We start from the raw sequence: 19,534 nt of genomic DNA, 5'->3' as shown, positions 1-19,534 counted from the left end.
TCGCCGTCTAATCCTGCATAACTCTTTGTTTACCAAGGAGTTTTACGTTTCGACTGCGCCGGAAGTGGGGCGAATTATAGACTTCTAGGATCTGCGGTCAAGCGTTAATTACGCTTTTGTTGCAGAGGGCGCTTTTTTAGTAATAAGTCGGGGGATTCGGCGCGCTACTGGCGGTACACGCAACACCAGAAGCAGCGCACCTATAGAAGCATAGATAGCCCATTCCTTCAGATCAGCCCGCACGATCCACAACATATGCAGCAAACCAAGCCCAAGAATTACATACACCATGCGATGCAGCTTCTTCCAACGACTACCCAGTCGGCGCTGGCTATAGCGATTAGACGTGACCGCCAACACCAACAAAGACAAGAACCCTAGCGCCCCCACAATAATGTAGGGCCGCTTACGCAGCTCCACACCCAATTGCGACCAATCCAGTCCCAGGACAAACACACAGTAAGCCGCTAAATGCAGCACTACATAAACAAAGCACCACAATCCAAGCTGCCGGCGCACCGCGATCCACCCCGCCCAACCGCTCAGTTTCTGCAACGGCGTCATGCCGAGGGTAATCAGCAAGAGGATCAAAGCGCCCAAGCCAAGCCGGTCAACCAGCACCTTGCCCGGATCCGGCCCCAAGGCAAAACTCCACGCCTCATATAGCCATAACAACGGCCACACTGCCGCAGCTATAAAAACGACAACGCGCCAGATGGGGTAGCGCATCAGTAGTTCTTCCGCAGATCAAGGCCTGTATATAAAGAGGCAACCTCATCCGAGTATCCATTGAACATCTGCGTCTCACGCACATTGGGACTGAACAGGCCACTTGGCAGACGACGCTCCCGCGCCTGGGTCCAGCGGGGATGATCCACCGTAGGGTTCACATTCGCATAGAAGCCATATTCATCCGCCGCGATACTCTGCCAAGTGGTTTTGGGCTGCTCGCTTACAAGGCTTATACGCACGATGGATTTCACGCTCTTGAAACCGTACTTCCAAGGCACGACCAGACGTAAGGGTGCACCGTTCTGATTGGGCAACTCGCGCCCATACATGCCAACGGCAAGAATCGCCAAAGGGTTCATCGCCTCATCCAGACGCAGCCCTTCTACATAAGGCCAGTCGATCAAGCCAAAACTCGAACGCTGCCCAGGCATACTCTTGGCATCCTGGAGGGTTTCAAAGCGGATGTATTTAGCCTTGGAGGTAGGCTCAACCTGCTTGAGCAAGGCAGAGATCGGAAAACCCATCCACGGAATGACCATCGACCACGCCTCGACACAGCGCAAACGGTAGATCCGCTCTTCTAGCTGATAGGGCTTCATGAAGTCTTCAAGGGCATAACGCCCCGGCTTTGCGACCTCACCATCAATCACCACACTCCAAGGCTCGGTCTTGAGTGAGCCTGCATTTTTCGCAGGATCGCCCTTGTCTGTACCGAACTCATAGAAGTTGTTGTAGTGGGTTGCGTCCTTGAACGGGGTGATGGACTCATCCTTGACCGTCACCGCCTGCCATTTCGTTTCCGGCAATTTTTCGGCAAACCAATTGGGCGCCTTGCCAGACTCAACATCGGGATAACGCGCTGCCTCTTCTGCACTGGCCCAACGCGGCAGGCTGCTGGCAGCAATGCCGGCAAGCGCACCACCGAGCAAGCTACGGCGAGAAAGGTAGAAGGATTCAGGCGTGACATCCGATTCTTGGCAATCGGACGCTTTGGGCAATTTGATTAACATGGCAACTCCGCAGCATTGGAGAACTGATGCACCAATAGACTGCGGAGTATGGGGGAAATTACATTAAGGCAACGTTTTGTCCCGACGCATATGCAGCAAGTACTGAATCGGCCCCGAAGCGGCGTAGACCAGGAAAGCCAATAGCAGAATCCGAGGAGGGTCACTGAAGACCACCGCAAACACCAGTACCACTGCCAGGATCGCCACGAAAGGTACACGCCCTTTGAGATCAAGCTCCTTGAAGCTGTTGTACTTGATATTGCTCACCATCAGCATACCGGCCGCAGCAACCATCAACGCCACCAGGAACGACATTTTCGAACCCTGGATGCCGTAGTCGCTGAACGCCCAGACGATACCCGCCACCACCCCCGCCGCTGCCGGGCTGGCCAGGCCAATGAAGTAACGTTTATCAGCAGTACCCACCTGGGTATTGAAGCGAGCCAGACGCAACGCTGCACCCGCGACATAGATGAAGGCGACCATCCAGCCAACCTTACCCATATCACCGAGCGCCCAGGCGAAGGCCAGCAGTGCAGGCGCAACACCAAAGGCAACCATGTCCGACAGCGAGTCATACTCGGCACCGAAAGCGCTTTGGGTGTTGGTCATGCGCGCCACACGACCATCAAGGCCATCCAGCACCATGGCCACGAAAATTGCGATGGCAGCAAAGCCGAAATACTTGCTGGCGCTCGCCGCATCACCGGCCGCCAGGGCGCTTTGGGCACTCATTGAGTTGATGATGGAATAGAACCCGGCAAACAAGTTTGCCGTAGTGAACAGATTGGGCAGCAAATAGATGCCACGATGCCGGACCTTGCGGCCTTCAGCGTCATGCCCTTCTTCGACATGCTCATCGATCGGCAGCAGGCTTTCGGCGTCAGAAGCCTGGTTTGGCTCTTCGGGACGTTCGCTCATGGACTTTACCTTGCAACGGTGTGAAAAAAATTCGACCAATACTTGCGGCGACTGTTCGCCCGCAAACGATGCAGCTTTATACCAGAACCCGCTCCCCAAACGAAAAAACGCGGCCTAAGCCGCGTTTTCTGTTGATACGTACGACTTAGTTTTTGGCTTTGTCGACGATCTTGTTGGCACCGATCCACGGCATCATGGAGCGCAGTTGCTCACCGATGACTTCGATACCGTGAGCGGCGTTATTACGACGCTTGGCGGTCATCGAAGGGTAGCCGGTAGCACCTTCGCTGATGAACATTTTGGCGTATTCGCCATCCTGAATACGTTTCAGGGCGTTGCGCATAGCCTGGCGGGACTCGGCGTTGATCACTTCCGGGCCAGTCACGTACTCGCCGTATTCGGCGTTGTTGGAGATCGAGTAGTTCATGTTGGCGATACCGCCTTCGTACATGAGGTCAACGATCAGTTTCAGTTCGTGCAGGCATTCGAAGTAGGCCATTTCCGGCGCGTAGCCAGCTTCAACCAGGGTTTCGAAACCGGCTTTAACCAGCTCAACGGTACCGCCGCACAGAACGGCTTGCTCGCCGAACAGGTCGGTTTCGGTCTCGTCCTTGAAGGTGGTTTCGATGATGCCGGTACGACCGCCACCTACGCCAGCAGCGTAAGACAGCGCAACGTTCTTGGCGTTGCCCGAAGCATCCTGGTAGATCGCGATCAGGTCAGGGATACCGCCGCCTTTGACGAACTCCGAACGTACGGTGTGGCCCGGTGCTTTCGGCGCGATCATGATCACGTCGAGGTCAGCGCGCGGCACAACCTGGTTGTAGTGGATCGCGAAGCCGTGGGAGAACGCCAGGGTGGCTCCCTTCTTGATGTTCGGCTCGATTTCGTTCTTGTACAGCGCGGACTGGAACTCGTCAGGGGTCAGGATCATGACCAGGTCGGCAGCAGCAACAGCGGAAGCAACGTCAGTCACTTTCAGGCCGTGGGCTTCAGCCTTGGCAACGGTGGCTGAGCCTTTACGCAGGCCAACAGTTACGTCAACGCCAGAGTCTTTCAGGTTGCAAGCTTGCGCGTGCCCCTGGGAGCCGTAGCCGATGATGGCGACTTTCTTGCCCTGGATGATCGACAGGTCACAATCTTTATCGTAGTAAACTTTCATGAGGTTCCTCTATATATCCAGGCCGTAAGGCCATTCGCTAATTTGGGTTAGATGCTGAGTACTTTGTCGCCACGGGCAATCCCGGTGACACCACTGCGTACCGTTTCCAGAATCGAGGCCGTCCCGATCGACTGGATGAAGCTGTCCAGTTTGTCGCTCGTACCGGTCAGCTGAACGGTATAAACGCTGGCGCTCACATCGACGATCTGCCCGCGATAAATATCGGTAGTGCGCTTGATCTCGGCACGCTGGGCACCCGTGGCCTTGACTTTAACCAACATCAGCTCGCGCTCGATGTGGGCACTCTCCGACAGGTCGACCAGCTTGACTACTTCGATCAGCTTGTTGAGGTTCTTGGTGATCTGCTCGATCACCTCATCGTGGCCCACGGTGGTCAACGTCAGGCGCGACAAAGTCGGGTCTTCGGTCGGCGCCACGGTCAGGCTTTCGATGTTGTAGTTGCGTTGCGAAAACAGGCCGACAACACGAGACAGAGCGCCGGGTTCGTTCTCCAGAAGCAGGGAGATAATGTGCCGCATGATTAAGTACGCTCCGTCTTGTTCAGCCACATATCGCGCATAGAGCCGTCTTTGATCTGCATCGGGTAGACGTGCTCGCTGGTATCGACCTGAATATCGAGGAACACCAGGCGGTCCTTCATGGCGAACGCTTCTTCCATCTTCGGCTTCAGATCTTTCAGATCGGTGATGCGAATGCCAACGTGGCCATAGGCTTCAACCAACTTGATGAAATCCGGCAACGATTCCATGTAGGAATGGGAGTGACGGCTACCGTAGCTCATGTCCTGCCACTGACGAACCATGCCCAGCACGCCGTTGTTCAAGCAGACAATCTTCACAGGAAGGCCGTACTGCAGGCACGTCGACAGTTCCTGGATGTTCATCTGAATGCTGCCTTCCCCGGTGACGCACGCAACGTCAGAGTCCGGGAAACTCAGTTTCACACCCATGGCTGCTGGGAAACCAAAGCCCATCGTGCCCAGGCCACCGGAGTTGATCCAGCGGTTAGGCTTGTCGAACTTGTAGTACTGCGCGGCAAACATCTGGTGCTGGCCGACATCGGAGGTCACAAAGGCGTCGCCCTTGGTCACTTCGCAGAGGGTTTCGATCACGGTTTGTGGCTTGATGATGCTGCCATCGCCCTTGTCGTAAGGGAACAGGCCGCGATCACCGCGCCATTCGTCGATCTGCTTCCACCAACTGGCAACGGATTCCTTGTTCGGCGTTTCGCCGATGTCCTTGAGCGCAGCGACCATCTCGGTCAATACACTTTCCACAGGACCTACGATCGGCACGTCGGCCTTGATGGTCTTGGAGATGGACGCCGGGTCGATGTCGATATGGATGATCTTGGCATTAGGGCAGAATTTGCTCGCGCCATTGATCACGCGATCATCAAAACGTGCGCCCACTGCCAGGATCACGTCGGCGTGGTGCATGGTCAGGTTGGCGGTGTAGCTGCCATGCATGCCCAGCATACCCACGAACTGACGGTCCGTACCCGGGAAGGCGCCAAGGCCCATCAGGGTGTTGGTTACCGGCAGGTTGAGCAGTTTGGCCAGCTCGGTCAGCGGTGCAGAACCGCCACCCAGGATCACGCCACCCCCCGAGTACAGCACTGGACGCTTGGCCGCCAGGAGCATCTCTGCCGCCTTGCGGATTTGCCCCGAGTGCCCGCGAACGGCCGGGCTGTAAGAGCGCAGCTTGGCTTTCTTCGGGAAAACGTATTCGAATTTCTCAGCCGGGTTGGTCATGTCTTTCGGGATATCGACCACGACAGGACCCGGGCGACCGGACTGTGCGAGGTAGAAGGCCTTTTTCATGACGTCCGGGATTTCCGACGCATGCTTGATCATGAAGCTGTGTTTCACGATCGGCCTGGAGATACCGATCATGTCGGTTTCCTGGAACGCATCGGTCCCCACCATGGTGCTTGGCACCTGGCCGGAAATGATCACCATCGGGATGGAGTCCATATAAGCAGTCGCGATGCCAGTAATGGCATTGGTTGCGCCTGGGCCGGACGTTACCAGTACCACACCGGCTTTACCGGTGGCACGGGCATAACCGTCAGCCATATGGGTCGCGGCTTGTTCGTGGCGAACCAGGATGTGGGTAACAGCTGGTTCCTTGAACAGCGCGTCGTAAACATGCAGCAGAGCACCACCTGGGTACCCGTAGATATAGTCGACGCCTTCGTCACGCAAAAAGCGGACGAGCATCTCACCGCCAGATAAAAGCTCCACGTTGTTCACCTCTAAAACGCCAGAATACCGTCCGTTAAAAACCGACGGGTCTTAATAGGTTTACTTCTCAACAGAGCATGAGCGACGGTGGTCGCCGACTACGTCAGCACTGACTGAGCAAGTATTGGGATCGTCCCAAGTGTTGCGGGCTTTTCCCACCCAGCGCGAGGTAACGCGTTGCGGGTGTAACAGGTCGGCGCGGATGTGCGCCTCATGATCTGCTGAGCGGGCCTGCTTCTGGCAGTCCCGATACAGCGGACTTTGGATTCTTCTGTTTCAGGCCTCTCAAGTCAAGCAATAATTGCGCTTTTTTCCAACTAAGCGCATGAGAACGTAGAAGAAAGGGCTTTGAGGAGGGATAAAACTCGCCTGAATGTCGTCAAGCGGTAGAAATGTGCGCAAGACTGCCGGAAAAACCGGCAGCCAGGCAATTAACGAGCGTCGACGATCAGTTGATCGAACTTTTTCAGCGCATTACGCAAGCCCAGGCTCTCTCGCGGCCGATCGGCATAAACCATCTCGGCCATTTCGAGAATGCCTGAAGCATTCGGCAGCGGCAGGTCCTGTTCGAGGATCTGTTTCATGCGCACCAGGAAGATCCATTGCAACCACTGGTGGAAGTCCAGTGTGTCTACCGCAAACGGCTCGACGCTGCCGAGCGCCTCGGCGCTGGGGGACACTTCATCCCACCAGCCCTGCACGCGTAATTCGCGCTCAATCAGCAATAACTGTTCGGCAATCGCGGGAAACCGTGCATCCATCAGAGGTTGACCTTGGCTTTTTGCCGAGCCTGGGCAGCGCCGGCAGCGTCACCTTGTGCGGCACGCGCATCGCCGATCAAAGCCCACAAGCTGGCTTGCAGGTCGGGACGACCGCTGGCCAGCGTGAGACCACGACGAGCGAATTGTTCGGCCTGCGGCGCATCGCCCTGGGCCATGCGTACCTGGGCAAGGCGATACAGCACTTGCGGCTCGCGCGGAGCAACACGTTGCGCACGCTCAAGGCTGGAGGACGCACCATTCAAGTCACCACCCGCCTGCTGTTGCTGGGCAGTGGTCAGCAACGCCAGCACCGGACCATCCAATTGTTCGTCGGCTGACAAGCCGCCAGCGCTGGAGGACGATGGAATGCCACTCGGCGTCGACGGCATGTTGTAGGTGCCCTGGTTGATCGGCGCGGTCTGCATTGGCGCGGAATCGATCGGCCCGGAGGTGCTTGGCCCAGGCGTCCAAGGCTCGGCACTGATTGGCGCCGCGGTAGCAGCACCGCCGCCCGGCACCATCACTACCACACCCGAGTCCTGTGGCACGGCCTGAGGCCTGGCCTGGGCCGGACGGTTGGTCACGGTTTGGCGGAAACCGCCATTGGCCGAGATCCGGTCATTATTGGAGACAGCTGTGCTCGAATCCACAACCGGAATAGAGCCGCGCTGCACGCTGGAGCAACCGCCGAGCAAAGCCAGAGCTGTAATAGCTGGAATCCACCACTTGTTCACTTGAAACCCTCTTTGCTTAATTCATCCAGCCCTTGACCCAATCCATCACCGATTCCGCATCTGCAGGGGCACCGCCACCGCACGCAGCACCGGGTGGTGGTTCGCTGCCGCGAATATACGGCATCTGCACCGCGCCCGGACAGTTGGCATCGGAGCCCTGGCCGGTATGCGGATCAATCCAGGCCTGCACGATGTTATCCGGCTGCGGCATGTTCAACGGCAGCGGGTCGGCCTTGCGCATGAAACTGGTCCAGACCTGCAATGCGCCGGTGGCACCGGTGAACGGCGTCTTGCCGTTGTCGTCACGACCCAGCCACACCACTGCGAGCACATCCTGGCCGAAACCTGCGAACCAGCTGTCACGCGAGTCGTTACTGGTACCGGTCTTACCCGCCAGTGTCAGGTTGGAAGGCAAAACCTTATAGACCGAGCTACCGGTACCTTCACGCATCACGCGCTGCATGGCGTTCTGGATCAGATAGATGGAGCCCGCATCGAAACGCTGCTGAATCTGGAACGGATAGCGCTTGAGCGGCTCACCCTCGGCTGTCAGTACACTGCGGATCCCGCGCATCGGCGTATTGAAGCCACCGTTGGCGAGGGTCTGGTACATCGTCGCCACTTCGATCGGCGTCATGGCGCCAGCGCCGAGCAGGATCGATGGAAAGGCCGGGAATTCGCGGGTGATACCCAGACGAGCCAGTGTCTTGAGGACATTCGGCACGCCAACCTCCAAGCCGAGCCGAGACGTGGAAATGTTGTAGGAGTGCGCCAAGCCCTGATACAGGAACACCGTGCCGTGGGAGCGGCGATCAAAGTTCTGCGGCGTCCAAACCTGGCCGTCGCCCCCTTTGACCGACAGCGGGTCATCCGACAGCCAACTGGTGAGGGTGTATTTGCTCGGCTTTTCCAGCGCCGTCAGGTAGACCGCCGGCTTGACCAGCGAGCCGATCGGCCGCACGGCATCCAGTGCGCGATTGAAACCGGCAAAGCTGGCCTGGCGACTGCCGATCATGGCCTGGACTTCACCGGTTTCCGGGTTGGTCACCACCATTGCGGCTTCTACTTCATCGGCGCCCTTACGGCCCGTCAGGCGCTTGAAGGTGTCGTTGACCGATGCTTCTGCCTTCATCTGCAGAATCGGGTCGAAGCTGGTGAAGATCCGAAGGCCTTCTTCGGTCAAGTCTTCGTCGCGGTAGTCTTCACGCAATTGGCGCTTTACCAGATCGATAAAGCCTGGGAACGAACTGTCCGCCAACTTCCCGCGGGTTGTCACACCCAGAGGCATTTTCTTCGCCGCGGCAACTTGCTCCGCCGTGGCAACGCCTTGCTGTTCAAGCACATCGAGCACCAGGTTACGGCGCTCCAGCGCACGCTCCGGATTGCGACGCGGGTTGTAATAGGAAGGCCCCTTGACCATGCCTACCAACAAGGCGACTTGATGCAACTTCAACTCGGACAGCGGTTGGCCGAAGAAGAACTGGCTGGCCAAACCGAAACCGTGCACGGCGCGTTGCCCATCCTGGCCGACGAATACCTCGTTGAGGTACGCCTCAAGGATTTCCTGCTTGCTGTAGTGCAGCTCAAGCAGCATCGCCATCATAGCTTCGGTGAGCTTGCGGGTCAGGCTGCGCTCGTTGGTCAGGTAGAAGTTCTTCACCAACTGCTGGGTCAGCGTACTGCCGCCCTGGGTCATCTTGCCGCCGGAAATATTCACCCAGACGGCACGGGCAATCGACTTCGGCGAAACGCCCCAGTGACTATAAAAGTCGCGGTCCTCCACAGCCACCAACGTTTCCAGTAGATACGGCGGTACCTGATCAAGCTTGATCAGGATGCGATCTTCAAGATTCTTCGGGTAAATCCCGCCGATCATCAGCGGTTCAAGGCGTACCACCGGCAACTTCGAGCCGTTGAGGGACGACAGCTCGGCTACATAGTCGCCGGAGAAGCGCACACGCACCGGCTGGGCTTTTTCCAGGCCTTCATAGAACTGAAAACCGCGAGTATTGAGGTCGACGGTATTCCCGCTGACCGCCGCAGCTCCCGGGCCATTGCTCACGGGTTCGCGTCGATAGCCCAGGGCGTCGAGTTCGGTGAGGAAGTCATCCTTGCTCAGCTTCTGGCCGGTGAACAATTCCAGCGGGCGTGCATACACCTTGGCCGGGATAGTCCAGCGCTTGCCGGAGAATTTCTCCTGGACCACAGCGTCGAGGTACACCGCAAAGCCGGCGAGCACCACAAGCCCTACCAGGCCGAGCTTGAGCGCCCAGCCAAGCCACGGGCGCAGGCCGCGGGAAGGAGGTTTTTTACGGGAACGGGGAGATCGGGATCGAGTCATGGCGGCGGATTATACGCACTTTATTGATGATCAACATGAGCCGGACAGCGGTTTGCATGACCGCCCGTACCAGCCATAATGCGCGCCATGATTCCCCCCCGACTCTGAAGGATCGCCCGTGAGCCAGTCACTGATCGCAGCCCTGCAAAACCCGGCTTTGTACCCTCATCCGGTTGAAGCGTTCCAGGTCATCGAAACGCATATTTCATGGGTCATCTTGACTGGCCCCTACGCCTATAAATTGAAAAAACCGATGAACTTCGGGTTTCTGGACTTCACCGACCTGGAAAAACGCGGGCACTTCTGCAACGAAGAACTGCGCCTCAACCAACGTCTGACAACGGATCTGTATCTGGAAGTGTTGCCGATTACCGGCACTGCCGACGCCCCGCAATTGGGTGGCGACGGCCCGGTGATCGAATACGCACTGAAGATGCGTCAGTTCCCGCAAAGCCAACTGCTCAGCACCCTGCAAGCCAATGGCGAACTGACCGCCACGCACATCGATGAAATGGCCACGCAGATCGCGCACTTTCACCTCACCGCACCAAAAGTGCCGCAAGACCACGCAGCTGGCACCCCCGATGAAGTGATGGCGCCGGTACGGCAGAACTTCGACCAGATCCGTCCATTCCTCAGCGACAAGGCCGACCTGATTCAACTGGAAGCCCTGCAAGCCTGGGCCGAAAGCAGTTTCGAGCGCCTGAAACCGCTGCTGGCACAGCGCAAGCTCGACGGTTTCACCCGCGAGTGCCACGGTGACATCCACCTCGGTAACGCCACTTTGATTGACGGCAAGGTAGTGATCTTCGACTGCATTGAGTTCAACGAGCCGTTTCGCTTCACCGATGTGTACGCCGACACCGCTTTCCTGGCCATGGACCTGGAAGACCGAGGCCTCAAGTCCCTGGCCCGCCGCTTTATCAGCCAGTACCTGGAGCTGACCGGTGACTATCAGGGCCTTGAAGTGCTGAACTTCTATAAAGCCTACCGCGCCCTGGTACGTGCCAAGGTGGCGCTGTTCAGCATGCCGAGCGAGGCAAGCCCGGTGCAACGCGCCACGACCCTGCGCCAATACCGCAACTACGCCAACCTGGCGGAAAGCTACAGCACCATTCCATCGCGCTTCCTGGCAATTACCCACGGTGTCTCGGCAGTCGGCAAAAGCCACGTTGCCATGCGCCTGGTGGAAGCATTGGGCGCTGTACGCCTGCGCTCGGACGTGGAGCGCAAGCGCATGTTCGGCGAGCAGCAGGTCGAAAACACGCCACAGGCCGGCATCTATGCGTCCGACGCCAGCGCCAGGACCTACGCTCGCTTGAATGACATCGCGGATACCGTGCTGCGTGCCGGCTTCCCCGTAGTACTGGATGCCACCTTCCTCAAACGCGAACAACGCGACGCAGCAGCCAAGGTGGCCGAAGCCACGGGCGCGCCGTTCCTGATCCTGGACTGCAACGCGCCACAAGCCGTTATCACCAGTTGGTTGGCGCAACGTCAGGCCGACAAAAACGATCCGTCCGACGCTACGCTGGTCGTTATAGAAGAACAGCAGGCCAACCGTGACCCACTGACCGCCGAAGAACTGTTACTGAGTAAACGCGTCGAGACCAATCAAAGCGGAACCCTCGATGCGCTAGTCGCACAAATTCGCCAGCGCCTGCCAGGCCTGTAAGAAAAATTTCTTGGTCGTGTCGTCTACTTGGACGCACGCCCAAGAAATAGTGGCACTATAATGGCGTCATAAATCCAACAGGAGTCGTTTTCATGAGTCAGCCCAAGCTTCTAGATACACCGCTCTACGCACTCCTGCATAAAGACGATATTCGTGGTTTCAATCAGGCACGCCCAGCAGACGGCATTATCGACATGCGCGGCGGCGACTTCCGTGGTCTGGACTTGCGCGACCTGAACGCGGCCGGTGTAGATTTCACCGACGCGTATTTCCGCTCCACCGACTTGCGCGGCCTGGATTTGCGCAACTGCTCCCTGGAAGGCGCCAGCCTCGCCCATGCGCAGATTTCGGGCACCTACTTCCCGCCTGAATTGACTGCCGATGAGATTCTCATGTCGGTCAATTTCGGCACGCGCCTGCGCTACCGCACCAAGTAACACTCAACTCAAGCCCGACTACGCGCAATGCGTAGCGGGCACTTCCCTCCTGCCCGCCGTCAAAATTCCCGCGCCATTCTTATAAGCTTTTGGGCCGTTTCGGACCAAAGAACCACGCTTTTCCTACTGAGCGCTACACTCCTGTTCAGGCTTGCCTGGTTACGATACCCACCGCACCATTCGGCCGTCGCAAGGAGGCTTGATGAACGATGAGCTGCAACACCTGAAAAACCTTGGCAAGACGTCAGCGCAGTGGCTGCATGCGGTGGGCATCCACAGTGCATCCGACTTGCGTCGCCTGGGAGCGGTCGATGCCTATCGAGCCGTAAGGACTCGTGGGTTCCGCGCATCAAAAGTTTTGCTTTATGCGATCGAAGGGGCACTGATGGACGTGCACTGGAACGACATCCCGGTCGAGCGTAAGGAAGCGTTGAACCGCCAGCTGGATGCTATTTCAGCGCGTCAGAAGAACTAGATCGTCCTGCAAAACTCAATGGTTATGCACACTTCAAACGGACGTTTGAGAAAAACAGAAGATCATTCAAAAACAATTGTTGACTCTCAAATGAGAATCGTTATGATTATCACAACTGGTCGCGAGATCAGCCGATAACTGAAAGACCATTGGTTCGGACTCTCAGATTATCTCCTCATCAGGCTAATCACGGTTATTTGACCCGGCTTTTGCCGGGTCTTTTTTTGCCTGTGAAAAAGCACGCCTCAGCGTGCAATGATTAACGGATGTCCACGCTCCGGGTGCGGCTGTACCAATACTTCCAAGCCAAATACGGCTTTAAGTGGCTCGGGCCGCAGCACCTGCGCCGGTGTATCCAGCGCGTGGGGACGCCCCTGCTCCAACAGCAAAATGCGATCACAGTAGCGCGCTGCCAGGTTGAGGTCATGGAGGATCACCAGCACCGCCGCACCACGATCGGCAAAGGTGCGAATCGCTTGCAGGGTCATGTGTTGATGCAGGGGATCCAGCATCGATGTCGGCTCATCCAGCAGTAATGTCTGCCCCGCCTCACCCGGCCATAGTTGCGCGAGCACCCGCGCCAAGTGCACACGTTGACGCTCGCCGCCCGAAAGAGCCAAGTAACTGCGACCATTCAAGTGTGCGACATCCGCCGCCTGCAAGGCTGCGTGGATAATTTCATCATCGCGCACACGCCCCGTCTGATGGGGCAAACGGCCCATGCCGACCACCTCTTCGACACGGAACGCGAAGTCCAGGGTCGAGGTTTGTGGCAACACCGCCAGCCGCTGCGCGCGCTGCGGTCCGCTCCAGTCTTTCAACGCCTGCTGACCCAGCCACACCCTGCCCTGATCGGGGTGTAACTCACCGCACAACGCCCCCAGCAACGTACTCTTACCCGCGCCATTGGGGCCCAGCACACCGAGCACTTCACCCGGTAGCAGATCCAGAGTGACATCCGCCAGCACGACCTTGTGGCCACGCCGGATCTGCAGGTCTTCAACACGCAGCATCAGGCACGCCCCCGCAACAACAGGTAAAGAAAAAATGGCGCACCAATAAATGCAGTCACGATACCAATCGGCAGTTCAGCCGGCGCCAGGGCCAGTCGCGCGACCAAATCGGCAAACAGCAACAAACTCGCGCCCGCCAATATCGAAGCCGGCAACAGCACGCGGTGATCTGGCCCGGCCAGCAACCTGACCAGATGCGGCACCACCAGCCCGACAAAACCGATCATGCCCGCCGCAGCCACCGCAGCGCCTACCCCTAATGCAGTACAGAACACCAACTCGCGCTTGAGCCCTTCAACATCAATACCCAGGTGACTGGCCTCCGATTCGCCGAGCAACAGCGCATTCAGCGCCTTGGCCCGGCGCGGTAGCCAGAGCGCCACACCGACACTGACCAGCAATAAAGGCCATAACCGCGAATAGCTCGCGCCGTTGAGACTGCCAAGGTTCCAGAACGTCAGGGTACGCAGGGTGGCGTCGTCCGCCAGGTAGGTGAACAGGCCCACCGCCGAGCTTGCCAGCGCAGTAAGTGCGATACCGGCGAGCAGCATCGTAGCCACATTGGTCTGACCGTTACGCCGTCCCAGTCGATAGACCAGTGCGGTCACGCCCAGCCCGCCCAGAAACGCGCATAGCGACAGCAGATAAGGCCCGAAGGCATCCGGTAACCCACCGAAAAACGCCCCCCCGACAATGGCGATTGCCGCCCCCAGTGCCGCCCCGCTGGAAACCCCGACCAACCCCGGATCGGCCAACGGGTTACGAAACAACCCTTGCATGGCCACGCCCGACAATGCCAATACGCCGCCAACCGCCAAACCGAGCAACGTACGCGGCAAACGAATCTGCCCCAGGATCAACTCAGCCTGTTCCAGGCCTTGCGCCTCTATCGGCACGCCCATCAAGCGCAATGCCGCCTTGAGCGTATCCAGCAGCGGCAAGCTCACCGGCCCCAGTGCCAACGAGAGCCAGGTCGCCAACAGACATAACAGCGCCAGGCCGATGAACAGCGTTTTCGGTTTAACCAAAGTGGTCATGGGCCGGGTTTAGTCTGTGACGGATAAAAGCCGGCCGAGAGCTTCACAAGACTTTGCGGCAGACGCGGCCCGAGCCCACCAACCAACAGGGTCGGGTCAAGCTCGAAAACGCGGCCACGCTTGGCCGCCGGCGTCGAAGCCAGGATCGGATTCTCCTTGAACAACGCCGCGCGCGCCGCGTCCCCCGTCAGGGCGCGGTCGGCAAATACCAGCACATCCGGGCTCAACCCCGCCAACGACTCCACCGAAAACGGCTTGTAACCGCTGTGTGTGGCCAGGTTACGCCCGCCGGCCTGCTGCAACACCCAATCGCCCGCCGTGCCCTTACCGGCAATCAGCGGCTTGCCGCCAGCATGGCCGATCAGCAGCAACACGCCAGGTGCCTTCTGCGAGGCCCGTGCCTTGGCCACCCAGCTTTTCTGCTGATCAAGCGCCTGTTCATATCCGGTAAACAATTCACTGGCCTTAGCCTCATCTCCCAGCAACTTACCCAAGTGCTGAAGATTACCCTTCAAGGTCGGCAAATCCGGCTGCGCCGAGAACATTTCGACCTGGACACCTGCACTGCGAATCTGCGCCAGCACCGGCGGCGGCCCCATCTCTTCAGTACCCACCAGCACCTGTGGACGAAGGCTGAGAATGCCTTCGGCCGACAATTGCCGCTGATAGCCGATACTGGGTAACGCCTTGAGCGATTCAGGATGCTGGCTGGTGGTGTCCACGCCAACCAACTTCGGCTCACCGCCCAACGCCGTGACCCATTCCGACAGCGCCCCACCGGCACTCACCCAGCGTTGTGGCAGTTCAGAGGCTTGCGCCCCAGGGTTGACCAGCAGTCCGACAACAAGCGCAATAGCGCTGGTACTCAGGCGCATAACAGGGTTTCCTTCCAAGGGCAGGGCCTTTCGAGCACCCGTCGATGTGACAGATAACCCCTGCCGGGCATCGAACTGAGCACCCAGTCAGCTAACGGGCGAAGCCGGCATTTGATAATTGTTTGCATTTGAACGTCAAGGCACTTAAGGATTGAAATGAAGTTTCTCTGCCCCTCGGACACGCTCGCGCCCAACAGCAGCCTCGGTTTTACGATTGATGGCACGCCGCTGCTGGCGGTACGCCGGGACGGCATCGCCTACTTCTATATCAACCGCTGCCCACACCGCGGCATCCCACTGGAATGGCAACCCGACCAGTTCCTTGACGACAGCGCCAGCCTGATCCAATGCGCCACCCACGGCGCGCTGTTCCTGATCGAAAGCGGCGAGTGCATTGCCGGCCCATGCGCAGGTAAAAGCCTCAAGGCCCTGCACGGTCGCGAGGACGAGCAGGGCCTGTGGGTGGATCTCTAGTCAAGCAGCACGTCTAACCGACGATCCACGCAAATCTCCTGGGACGTCACGCGCACCCCATACGCCAACACTTCCACCCCGGCAGCTTTAGCCTCGCGCAAGGCCGCACCATAGGCGGCATCGATTTCCAGCGCCGGGCGCACTGCGTCAATCCCGGAGAGGTTGACGCAATACAACTGCACTGCCCGCACCCCTTCACGCGCCAGATGCGCCAGCTCTCGCAGGTGCTTGGCGCCACGCTGGGTCACGGCATCGGGGAAGGCGGCAACCCTCGTGCCATCAAACCCCAGCGTGACGCTTTTGACTTCCACATAAGCCGCGCCGTCCGGATATTCCAGGCGAAAGTCGATACGGCTTTTTTCCTGGCCGTAGGGCACCTCACGCTTCAACGCGGTGAAACCGTTGAGTTCCGTGATCACGCCAGCGCGTAAAGCCTCCTCGACCAACTGATTGGCGCGTGCCGTGTTAACGCACGCCAAGCGGCCCTGGGGCGTTTCGGCAATTTCCCAGGTGCCGGGCAACTTGCGCTTGGGGTCATTGGAACGACTGAACCAGACCTGCCCGCCTTCCACCATGCAGTTGAGCATCGAACCGGTGTTTGGGCAGTGAATAGTCAACAACTCGCCGGTAACGGTTTCGATATCGGTGAGAAAGCGCTTATAGCGGCGAATCAGTCGGCCTTCCTCGAGGGGAGGATGAAAGCGCATCAGCCTTGCCAGCTCCTTAGGCCACGCTGGATTCGTTCCACCGCCTCCTGGAGTCGCTCAAGGTTTTGCGTGTAGGCAAAGCGCACATGATGGCCTGCTTGATAGCGACCAAAATCCAGACCGGGTGTAAATGCGACATGCTCGGTTTCAAGGAAATGACGACAAAACGCGAAGGCATCTCCGCCGAACGCACTGATATCGGCATACAAATAGAACGCCCCTTCCGGCTCTACGGCAATCCCGAAACCCAACTCGCGCAAGGCGGGCAACAGGAAGTCGCGACGACGGCCAAATTCGGCACGTCGCTCCTCCAGAATGCTCAGGGTTTGCGGGGTAAAGCAGGCGAGCGCTGCATACTGGGCCATGCTGGGCGCGCTGATATAGAGGTTTTGCGCCAACTTCTCGAGTTCGCCGACTGCAGCGGGCGGCGCGACCAGCCAACCCAAGCGCCAGCCGGTCATGCCGAAATACTTCGAAAAACTATTCAGGACGAAGGCCTCATCGTCGACCTCCAGCACGCTGGCGGCGTCAGTGCCGTAGGTCAGGCCGTGATAGATCTCGTCCACCACCAGATGGCCGTTACGCACCTTGATTGCATCGGAAAGCCCGGCTAATTCATCGCGCGTAAGGATCGTGCCGGTGGGATTCGCCGGGGAGGCAACCAATGCGCCCACGCTGTCCTGATCCCAGTGTTTGGCCACCAGGTCAGCGGTCAGTTGATAACGCACCTCAGGGCCTACCGGCACCAGTTGCGCGGCGCCTTCCACCAGTCGCAGGAAGTGCCGGTTACACGGGTAACCTGGGTCTGCCAGCAGCCAATGCTTGCCTGGATCCACCAGCAGGCTGCTGGCCAACAACAAGGCGCCAGAGCCACCAGGCGTTATCAGAATACGCTCGGGGTCCACGTTCAAACCGTAGCGCTGCTGGTAGAAACCACTGATGGCTTCACGCAATTCCGGCAGGCCACGGGCAGCGGTATAACGGGTCTTGCCATTGGCCAACGCCGCCTGGCCGGCCTGGATGATCGGCTCGGCGGTGGTGAAATCAGGCTCCCCGATCTCCAGGTGGATCACATCATGGCCTGATGCTTGCAGCTCATTGGCTCGCGCCAGCAACGCCATGACATGAAAAGGTTCGATGGCGCGACTGCGCGCACTGTAGGGCTGAGCCATTAGCCTTCCTTAACGGTGAGGACAAAATCAGGATTCTACCGAACCCTCGCGGTAAAACATGCTCTATTGCCTGCCTGGCCGTCCAAGATGAACCCGGCGAGCGCTTGCAAAACGACTAAAATCAACATTCGAGACGATGCATACCCAGCCACAGCGGGCTGCTGCAGTTTGCAACCCCTGCGTGACGGGCCTCGACAACCGGGAGTGGCGCGCCCTGAATCTATCTGGTAAGTTCGCCCGCTTGCAGCCGCAGGGCCGGCAGGTGTCGGTGACGTTGCAATCCTGCGCAATGGATTAGAAGAGTGAGAGGCGGTCTATTCATGTCCACCCAAGCAAAGCAACAGAGCATCAGCGGCTTCCAACCCTACGTTGAATCGAAGGGTGAGGAATACATGGGCAAGCCCATGCGCGAGCACTTCTCCAAAATCCTGAAGCAGTGGAAGCAGGACTTGATGCAGGAAGTCGACCGCACGGTTGACCATATGAAGGATGAAGCCGCCAACTTCCCTGACCCGGCAGACCGTGCCAGCCAGGAAGAGGAATTCGCCCTCGAACTGCGCGCCCGTGATCGCGAGCGCAAACTGATCAAGAAAATCGACAAGACGCTGCAACTGATCGAAGACGAAGAATACGGCTGGTGCGAATCCTGCGGTGTCGAGATTGGCATCCGTCGCCTGGAAGCCCGCCCAACCGCGGACCTCTGCGTAGACTGCAAGACCTTGGCTGAAATCAAGGAAAAACAGGTCGGCAAGTAATCCTGCCGAGCTGAACGAATGGGGCGTGCAAACGCCCCATTTTTGTTTCTGGGATTTGCCGATTTTCCAGTAGTATCCGGCCCATGACTGCCTCTACCTATATCGGGCGTTTCGCCCCCACGCCCAGCGGCCATCTGCACTTCGGTTCCCTGGTCGCCGCCCTCGCCTCCTACCTCGACGCCCGCGCCAACCATGGCCGCTGGCTGATGCGCATGGAAGACCTTGACCCTCCCCGCGAAGAGCCCGGCGCCCAGGCGGCAATCCTGCATGCCCTGGAGAGCTACGGTTTTGAGTGGGATGGCGAACTGGTCCGACAAAGCGAGCGGCATGACGCCTACGCCAAAGTACTGAACGATATGTTCAACCACGGCCTGGCCTACGCCTGCACCTGTTCACGTAAACAACTGGAGCCCTACGACGGGATTTACCCTGGCCTGTGCCGAAATGCCGGCCACGACCAGCAGGATGCCGCCATCCGCCTGCGTGTCCCCGAGTTGGAGTACCACTTTACTGACCGTGTACAAGGAGAATTCCGGCAACACTTGGGCCGTGATGTCGGCGACTTCGTCATCCGTCGCCGCGATGGCCTCTACGCCTACCAACTGGCCGTGGTGCTCGACGATGCCTGGCAAGGGGTTACCGATATCGTGCGCGGCGCCGACCTGCTCGACTCCACGCCACGCCAGTTGTACCTGCAAGAGTTGCTGGGCCTGCGCCAACCGCGCTATCTGCACGTACCGTTGATCGTCCAGCCGGACGGTAACAAGCTGGGCAAATCCTATCGATCCCCGCCGCTGAGTCCCGACCAGGCCACGCCGTTGCTATTGAGAGCCCTGCGCGCCCTTGGCCAGCAGCCTGGAGACGAACTGCTTCACGCCAGCCCACGGGAGTTGCTGGATTGGGGCATTGTGCACTGGGAGGCCAGCAAGATCCCGCACGCACTGACGCTGGCCGAAGCGCAATTAAGCTGAAGGCGCTTGCAGCCTG

At 58.5% G+C, this 19,534-nt stretch carries 20 protein-coding genes; 6 read left to right on the top strand and 14 right to left on the bottom strand.

What is annotated here, in order from left to right; genetic code table 11:
• Positions 1 to 108 precede the first annotated feature (108 nt).
• The 9 genes from msrQ to mrcB all read right to left on the bottom strand — a co-directional run bounded on the left by msrQ (position 109) and on the right by mrcB (position 9,927).
• Complete coding sequence (gene msrQ / locus M2397_RS26650; RefSeq protein ID WP_131699431.1) at positions 109 to 729, bottom strand: protein-methionine-sulfoxide reductase heme-binding subunit MsrQ; 621 nt, start codon at positions 727 to 729, stop codon at positions 109 to 111.
• Positions 729 to 1,742, bottom strand: coding sequence for a protein-methionine-sulfoxide reductase catalytic subunit MsrP (msrP, locus tag M2397_RS26645; protein WP_131699430.1), 1,014 nt, complete (start codon positions 1,740 to 1,742; stop codon positions 729 to 731). Before msrP ends, msrQ begins: the two co-directional genes overlap by 1 nt.
• A 63-nt stretch (positions 1,743 to 1,805) precedes the next feature.
• Positions 1,806 to 2,663, bottom strand: coding sequence for a CDP-diacylglycerol--serine O-phosphatidyltransferase (gene pssA / locus M2397_RS26640; RefSeq protein WP_053137711.1), 858 nt, complete (start codon positions 2,661 to 2,663; stop codon positions 1,806 to 1,808).
• A gap of 145 nt (positions 2,664 to 2,808) precedes the next feature.
• Positions 2,809 to 3,825: a ketol-acid reductoisomerase gene (ilvC, locus tag M2397_RS26635; RefSeq protein WP_003176099.1), complete on the bottom strand. Its 1,017-nt coding sequence runs from the start codon at positions 3,823 to 3,825 to the stop codon at positions 2,809 to 2,811.
• A gap of 47 nt (positions 3,826 to 3,872) precedes the next feature.
• Positions 3,873 to 4,364 (bottom strand): acetolactate synthase small subunit, encoded by a 492-nt coding sequence (gene ilvN / locus M2397_RS26630; protein ID WP_003176102.1) that lies wholly within the window; start codon positions 4,362 to 4,364, stop codon positions 3,873 to 3,875.
• Positions 4,365 to 4,366: 2 nt separating this feature from the next.
• Complete coding sequence (locus M2397_RS26625; protein WP_065925350.1) at positions 4,367 to 6,091, bottom strand: acetolactate synthase 3 large subunit; 1,725 nt, start codon at positions 6,089 to 6,091, stop codon at positions 4,367 to 4,369.
• Positions 6,092 to 6,522: 431 nt separating this feature from the next.
• Positions 6,523 to 6,852, bottom strand: a complete 330-nt coding sequence (locus M2397_RS26620; protein WP_131699429.1) for a YqcC family protein — start codon at positions 6,850 to 6,852, stop codon at positions 6,523 to 6,525.
• The gene (locus tag M2397_RS26615; RefSeq protein WP_131699428.1) at positions 6,852 to 7,586 is read right to left on the bottom strand and encodes a M48 family metallopeptidase; all 735 of its coding nucleotides are present in this window, start codon (positions 7,584 to 7,586) and stop codon (positions 6,852 to 6,854) included. The genes M2397_RS26620 and M2397_RS26615 overlap by 1 nt, the downstream gene beginning before the upstream one ends.
• Before the next feature lie 16 nt (positions 7,587 to 7,602).
• A complete protein-coding gene (gene mrcB, locus M2397_RS26610; RefSeq protein WP_131699427.1) occupies positions 7,603 to 9,927 on the bottom strand; it encodes a penicillin-binding protein 1B in 2,325 nt (774 codons plus the stop codon).
• A gap of 118 nt (positions 9,928 to 10,045) precedes the next feature.
• On the opposite strand from mrcB, the gene M2397_RS26605 reads away from it, so the two are divergent.
• From M2397_RS26605 to M2397_RS26595, 3 genes are all read left to right on the top strand, one after another.
• Complete coding sequence (locus M2397_RS26605; protein ID WP_145336538.1) at positions 10,046 to 11,602, top strand: bifunctional aminoglycoside phosphotransferase/ATP-binding protein; 1,557 nt, start codon at positions 10,046 to 10,048, stop codon at positions 11,600 to 11,602.
• A 92-nt stretch (positions 11,603 to 11,694) separates the two neighbouring features.
• The gene (locus M2397_RS26600; RefSeq protein ID WP_131699425.1) at positions 11,695 to 12,039 is read left to right on the top strand and encodes a pentapeptide repeat-containing protein; all 345 of its coding nucleotides are present in this window, start codon (positions 11,695 to 11,697) and stop codon (positions 12,037 to 12,039) included.
• A 202-nt stretch (positions 12,040 to 12,241) separates the two neighbouring features.
• A complete protein-coding gene (locus M2397_RS26595) occupies positions 12,242 to 12,514 on the top strand; it encodes a TfoX/Sxy family protein (RefSeq protein ID WP_105698742.1) in 273 nt (90 codons plus the stop codon).
• Between the two features lie 245 nt (positions 12,515 to 12,759).
• Here M2397_RS26595 and M2397_RS26590 read toward each other — a convergent pair whose 3' ends face one another.
• From M2397_RS26590 to M2397_RS26580, 3 genes are read right to left on the bottom strand one after another with little or no spacing between them, the layout of a single operon-like run.
• Positions 12,760 to 13,527, bottom strand: coding sequence for a heme ABC transporter ATP-binding protein (locus tag M2397_RS26590; protein ID WP_259244753.1), 768 nt, complete (start codon positions 13,525 to 13,527; stop codon positions 12,760 to 12,762).
• Positions 13,527 to 14,510, bottom strand: coding sequence for an iron ABC transporter permease (locus tag M2397_RS26585; protein WP_167656483.1), 984 nt, complete (start codon positions 14,508 to 14,510; stop codon positions 13,527 to 13,529). The genes M2397_RS26590 and M2397_RS26585 overlap by 1 nt, the downstream gene beginning before the upstream one ends.
• A 50-nt stretch (positions 14,511 to 14,560) precedes the next feature.
• Positions 14,561 to 15,439, bottom strand: a complete 879-nt coding sequence (locus tag M2397_RS26580) for a hemin ABC transporter substrate-binding protein (protein ID WP_259244752.1) — start codon at positions 15,437 to 15,439, stop codon at positions 14,561 to 14,563.
• Between the two features lie 156 nt (positions 15,440 to 15,595).
• On the opposite strand from M2397_RS26580, the gene M2397_RS26575 reads away from it, so the two are divergent.
• Positions 15,596 to 15,913, top strand: a complete 318-nt coding sequence (locus tag M2397_RS26575) for a Rieske (2Fe-2S) protein (protein WP_131699421.1) — start codon at positions 15,596 to 15,598, stop codon at positions 15,911 to 15,913.
• Here M2397_RS26575 and sfsA read toward each other — a convergent pair.
• Both sfsA and M2397_RS26565 read right to left on the bottom strand, forming a co-directional pair.
• A complete protein-coding gene (gene sfsA, locus M2397_RS26570) occupies positions 15,910 to 16,620 on the bottom strand; it encodes a DNA/RNA nuclease SfsA (protein ID WP_259244751.1) in 711 nt (236 codons plus the stop codon). The genes M2397_RS26575 and sfsA overlap by 4 nt on opposite strands.
• Positions 16,620 to 17,792 carry a pyridoxal phosphate-dependent aminotransferase gene (locus M2397_RS26565; protein ID WP_131699419.1) on the bottom strand — a complete coding sequence of 391 codons (1,173 nt, stop codon included), beginning with the start codon at positions 17,790 to 17,792 and terminating at the stop codon, positions 16,620 to 16,622. Before M2397_RS26565 ends, sfsA begins: the two co-directional genes overlap by 1 nt.
• Positions 17,793 to 18,112: 320 nt before the next feature.
• Between M2397_RS26565 and dksA the strand changes: the two genes are divergently transcribed.
• Entirely contained in the window at positions 18,113 to 18,547 is a 435-nt protein-coding gene (dksA, locus tag M2397_RS26560; RefSeq protein WP_005791430.1) for an RNA polymerase-binding protein DksA, read from the top strand.
• A gap of 83 nt (positions 18,548 to 18,630) precedes the next feature.
• Complete coding sequence (gene gluQRS, locus M2397_RS26555) at positions 18,631 to 19,518, top strand: tRNA glutamyl-Q(34) synthetase GluQRS (RefSeq protein WP_131699418.1); 888 nt, start codon at positions 18,631 to 18,633, stop codon at positions 19,516 to 19,518.
• The last annotated feature ends 16 nt before the right edge of the window (positions 19,519 to 19,534 follow it).

Source organism: Pseudomonas sp. BIGb0381 (genome assembly GCF_024809815.1).
GTDB lineage: Bacteria > Pseudomonadota > Gammaproteobacteria > Pseudomonadales > Pseudomonadaceae > Aquipseudomonas.
The sequence above is the reverse complement of the archived record's forward strand: the minus strand, read 5'-3'. Positions and strand labels throughout refer to the sequence as shown.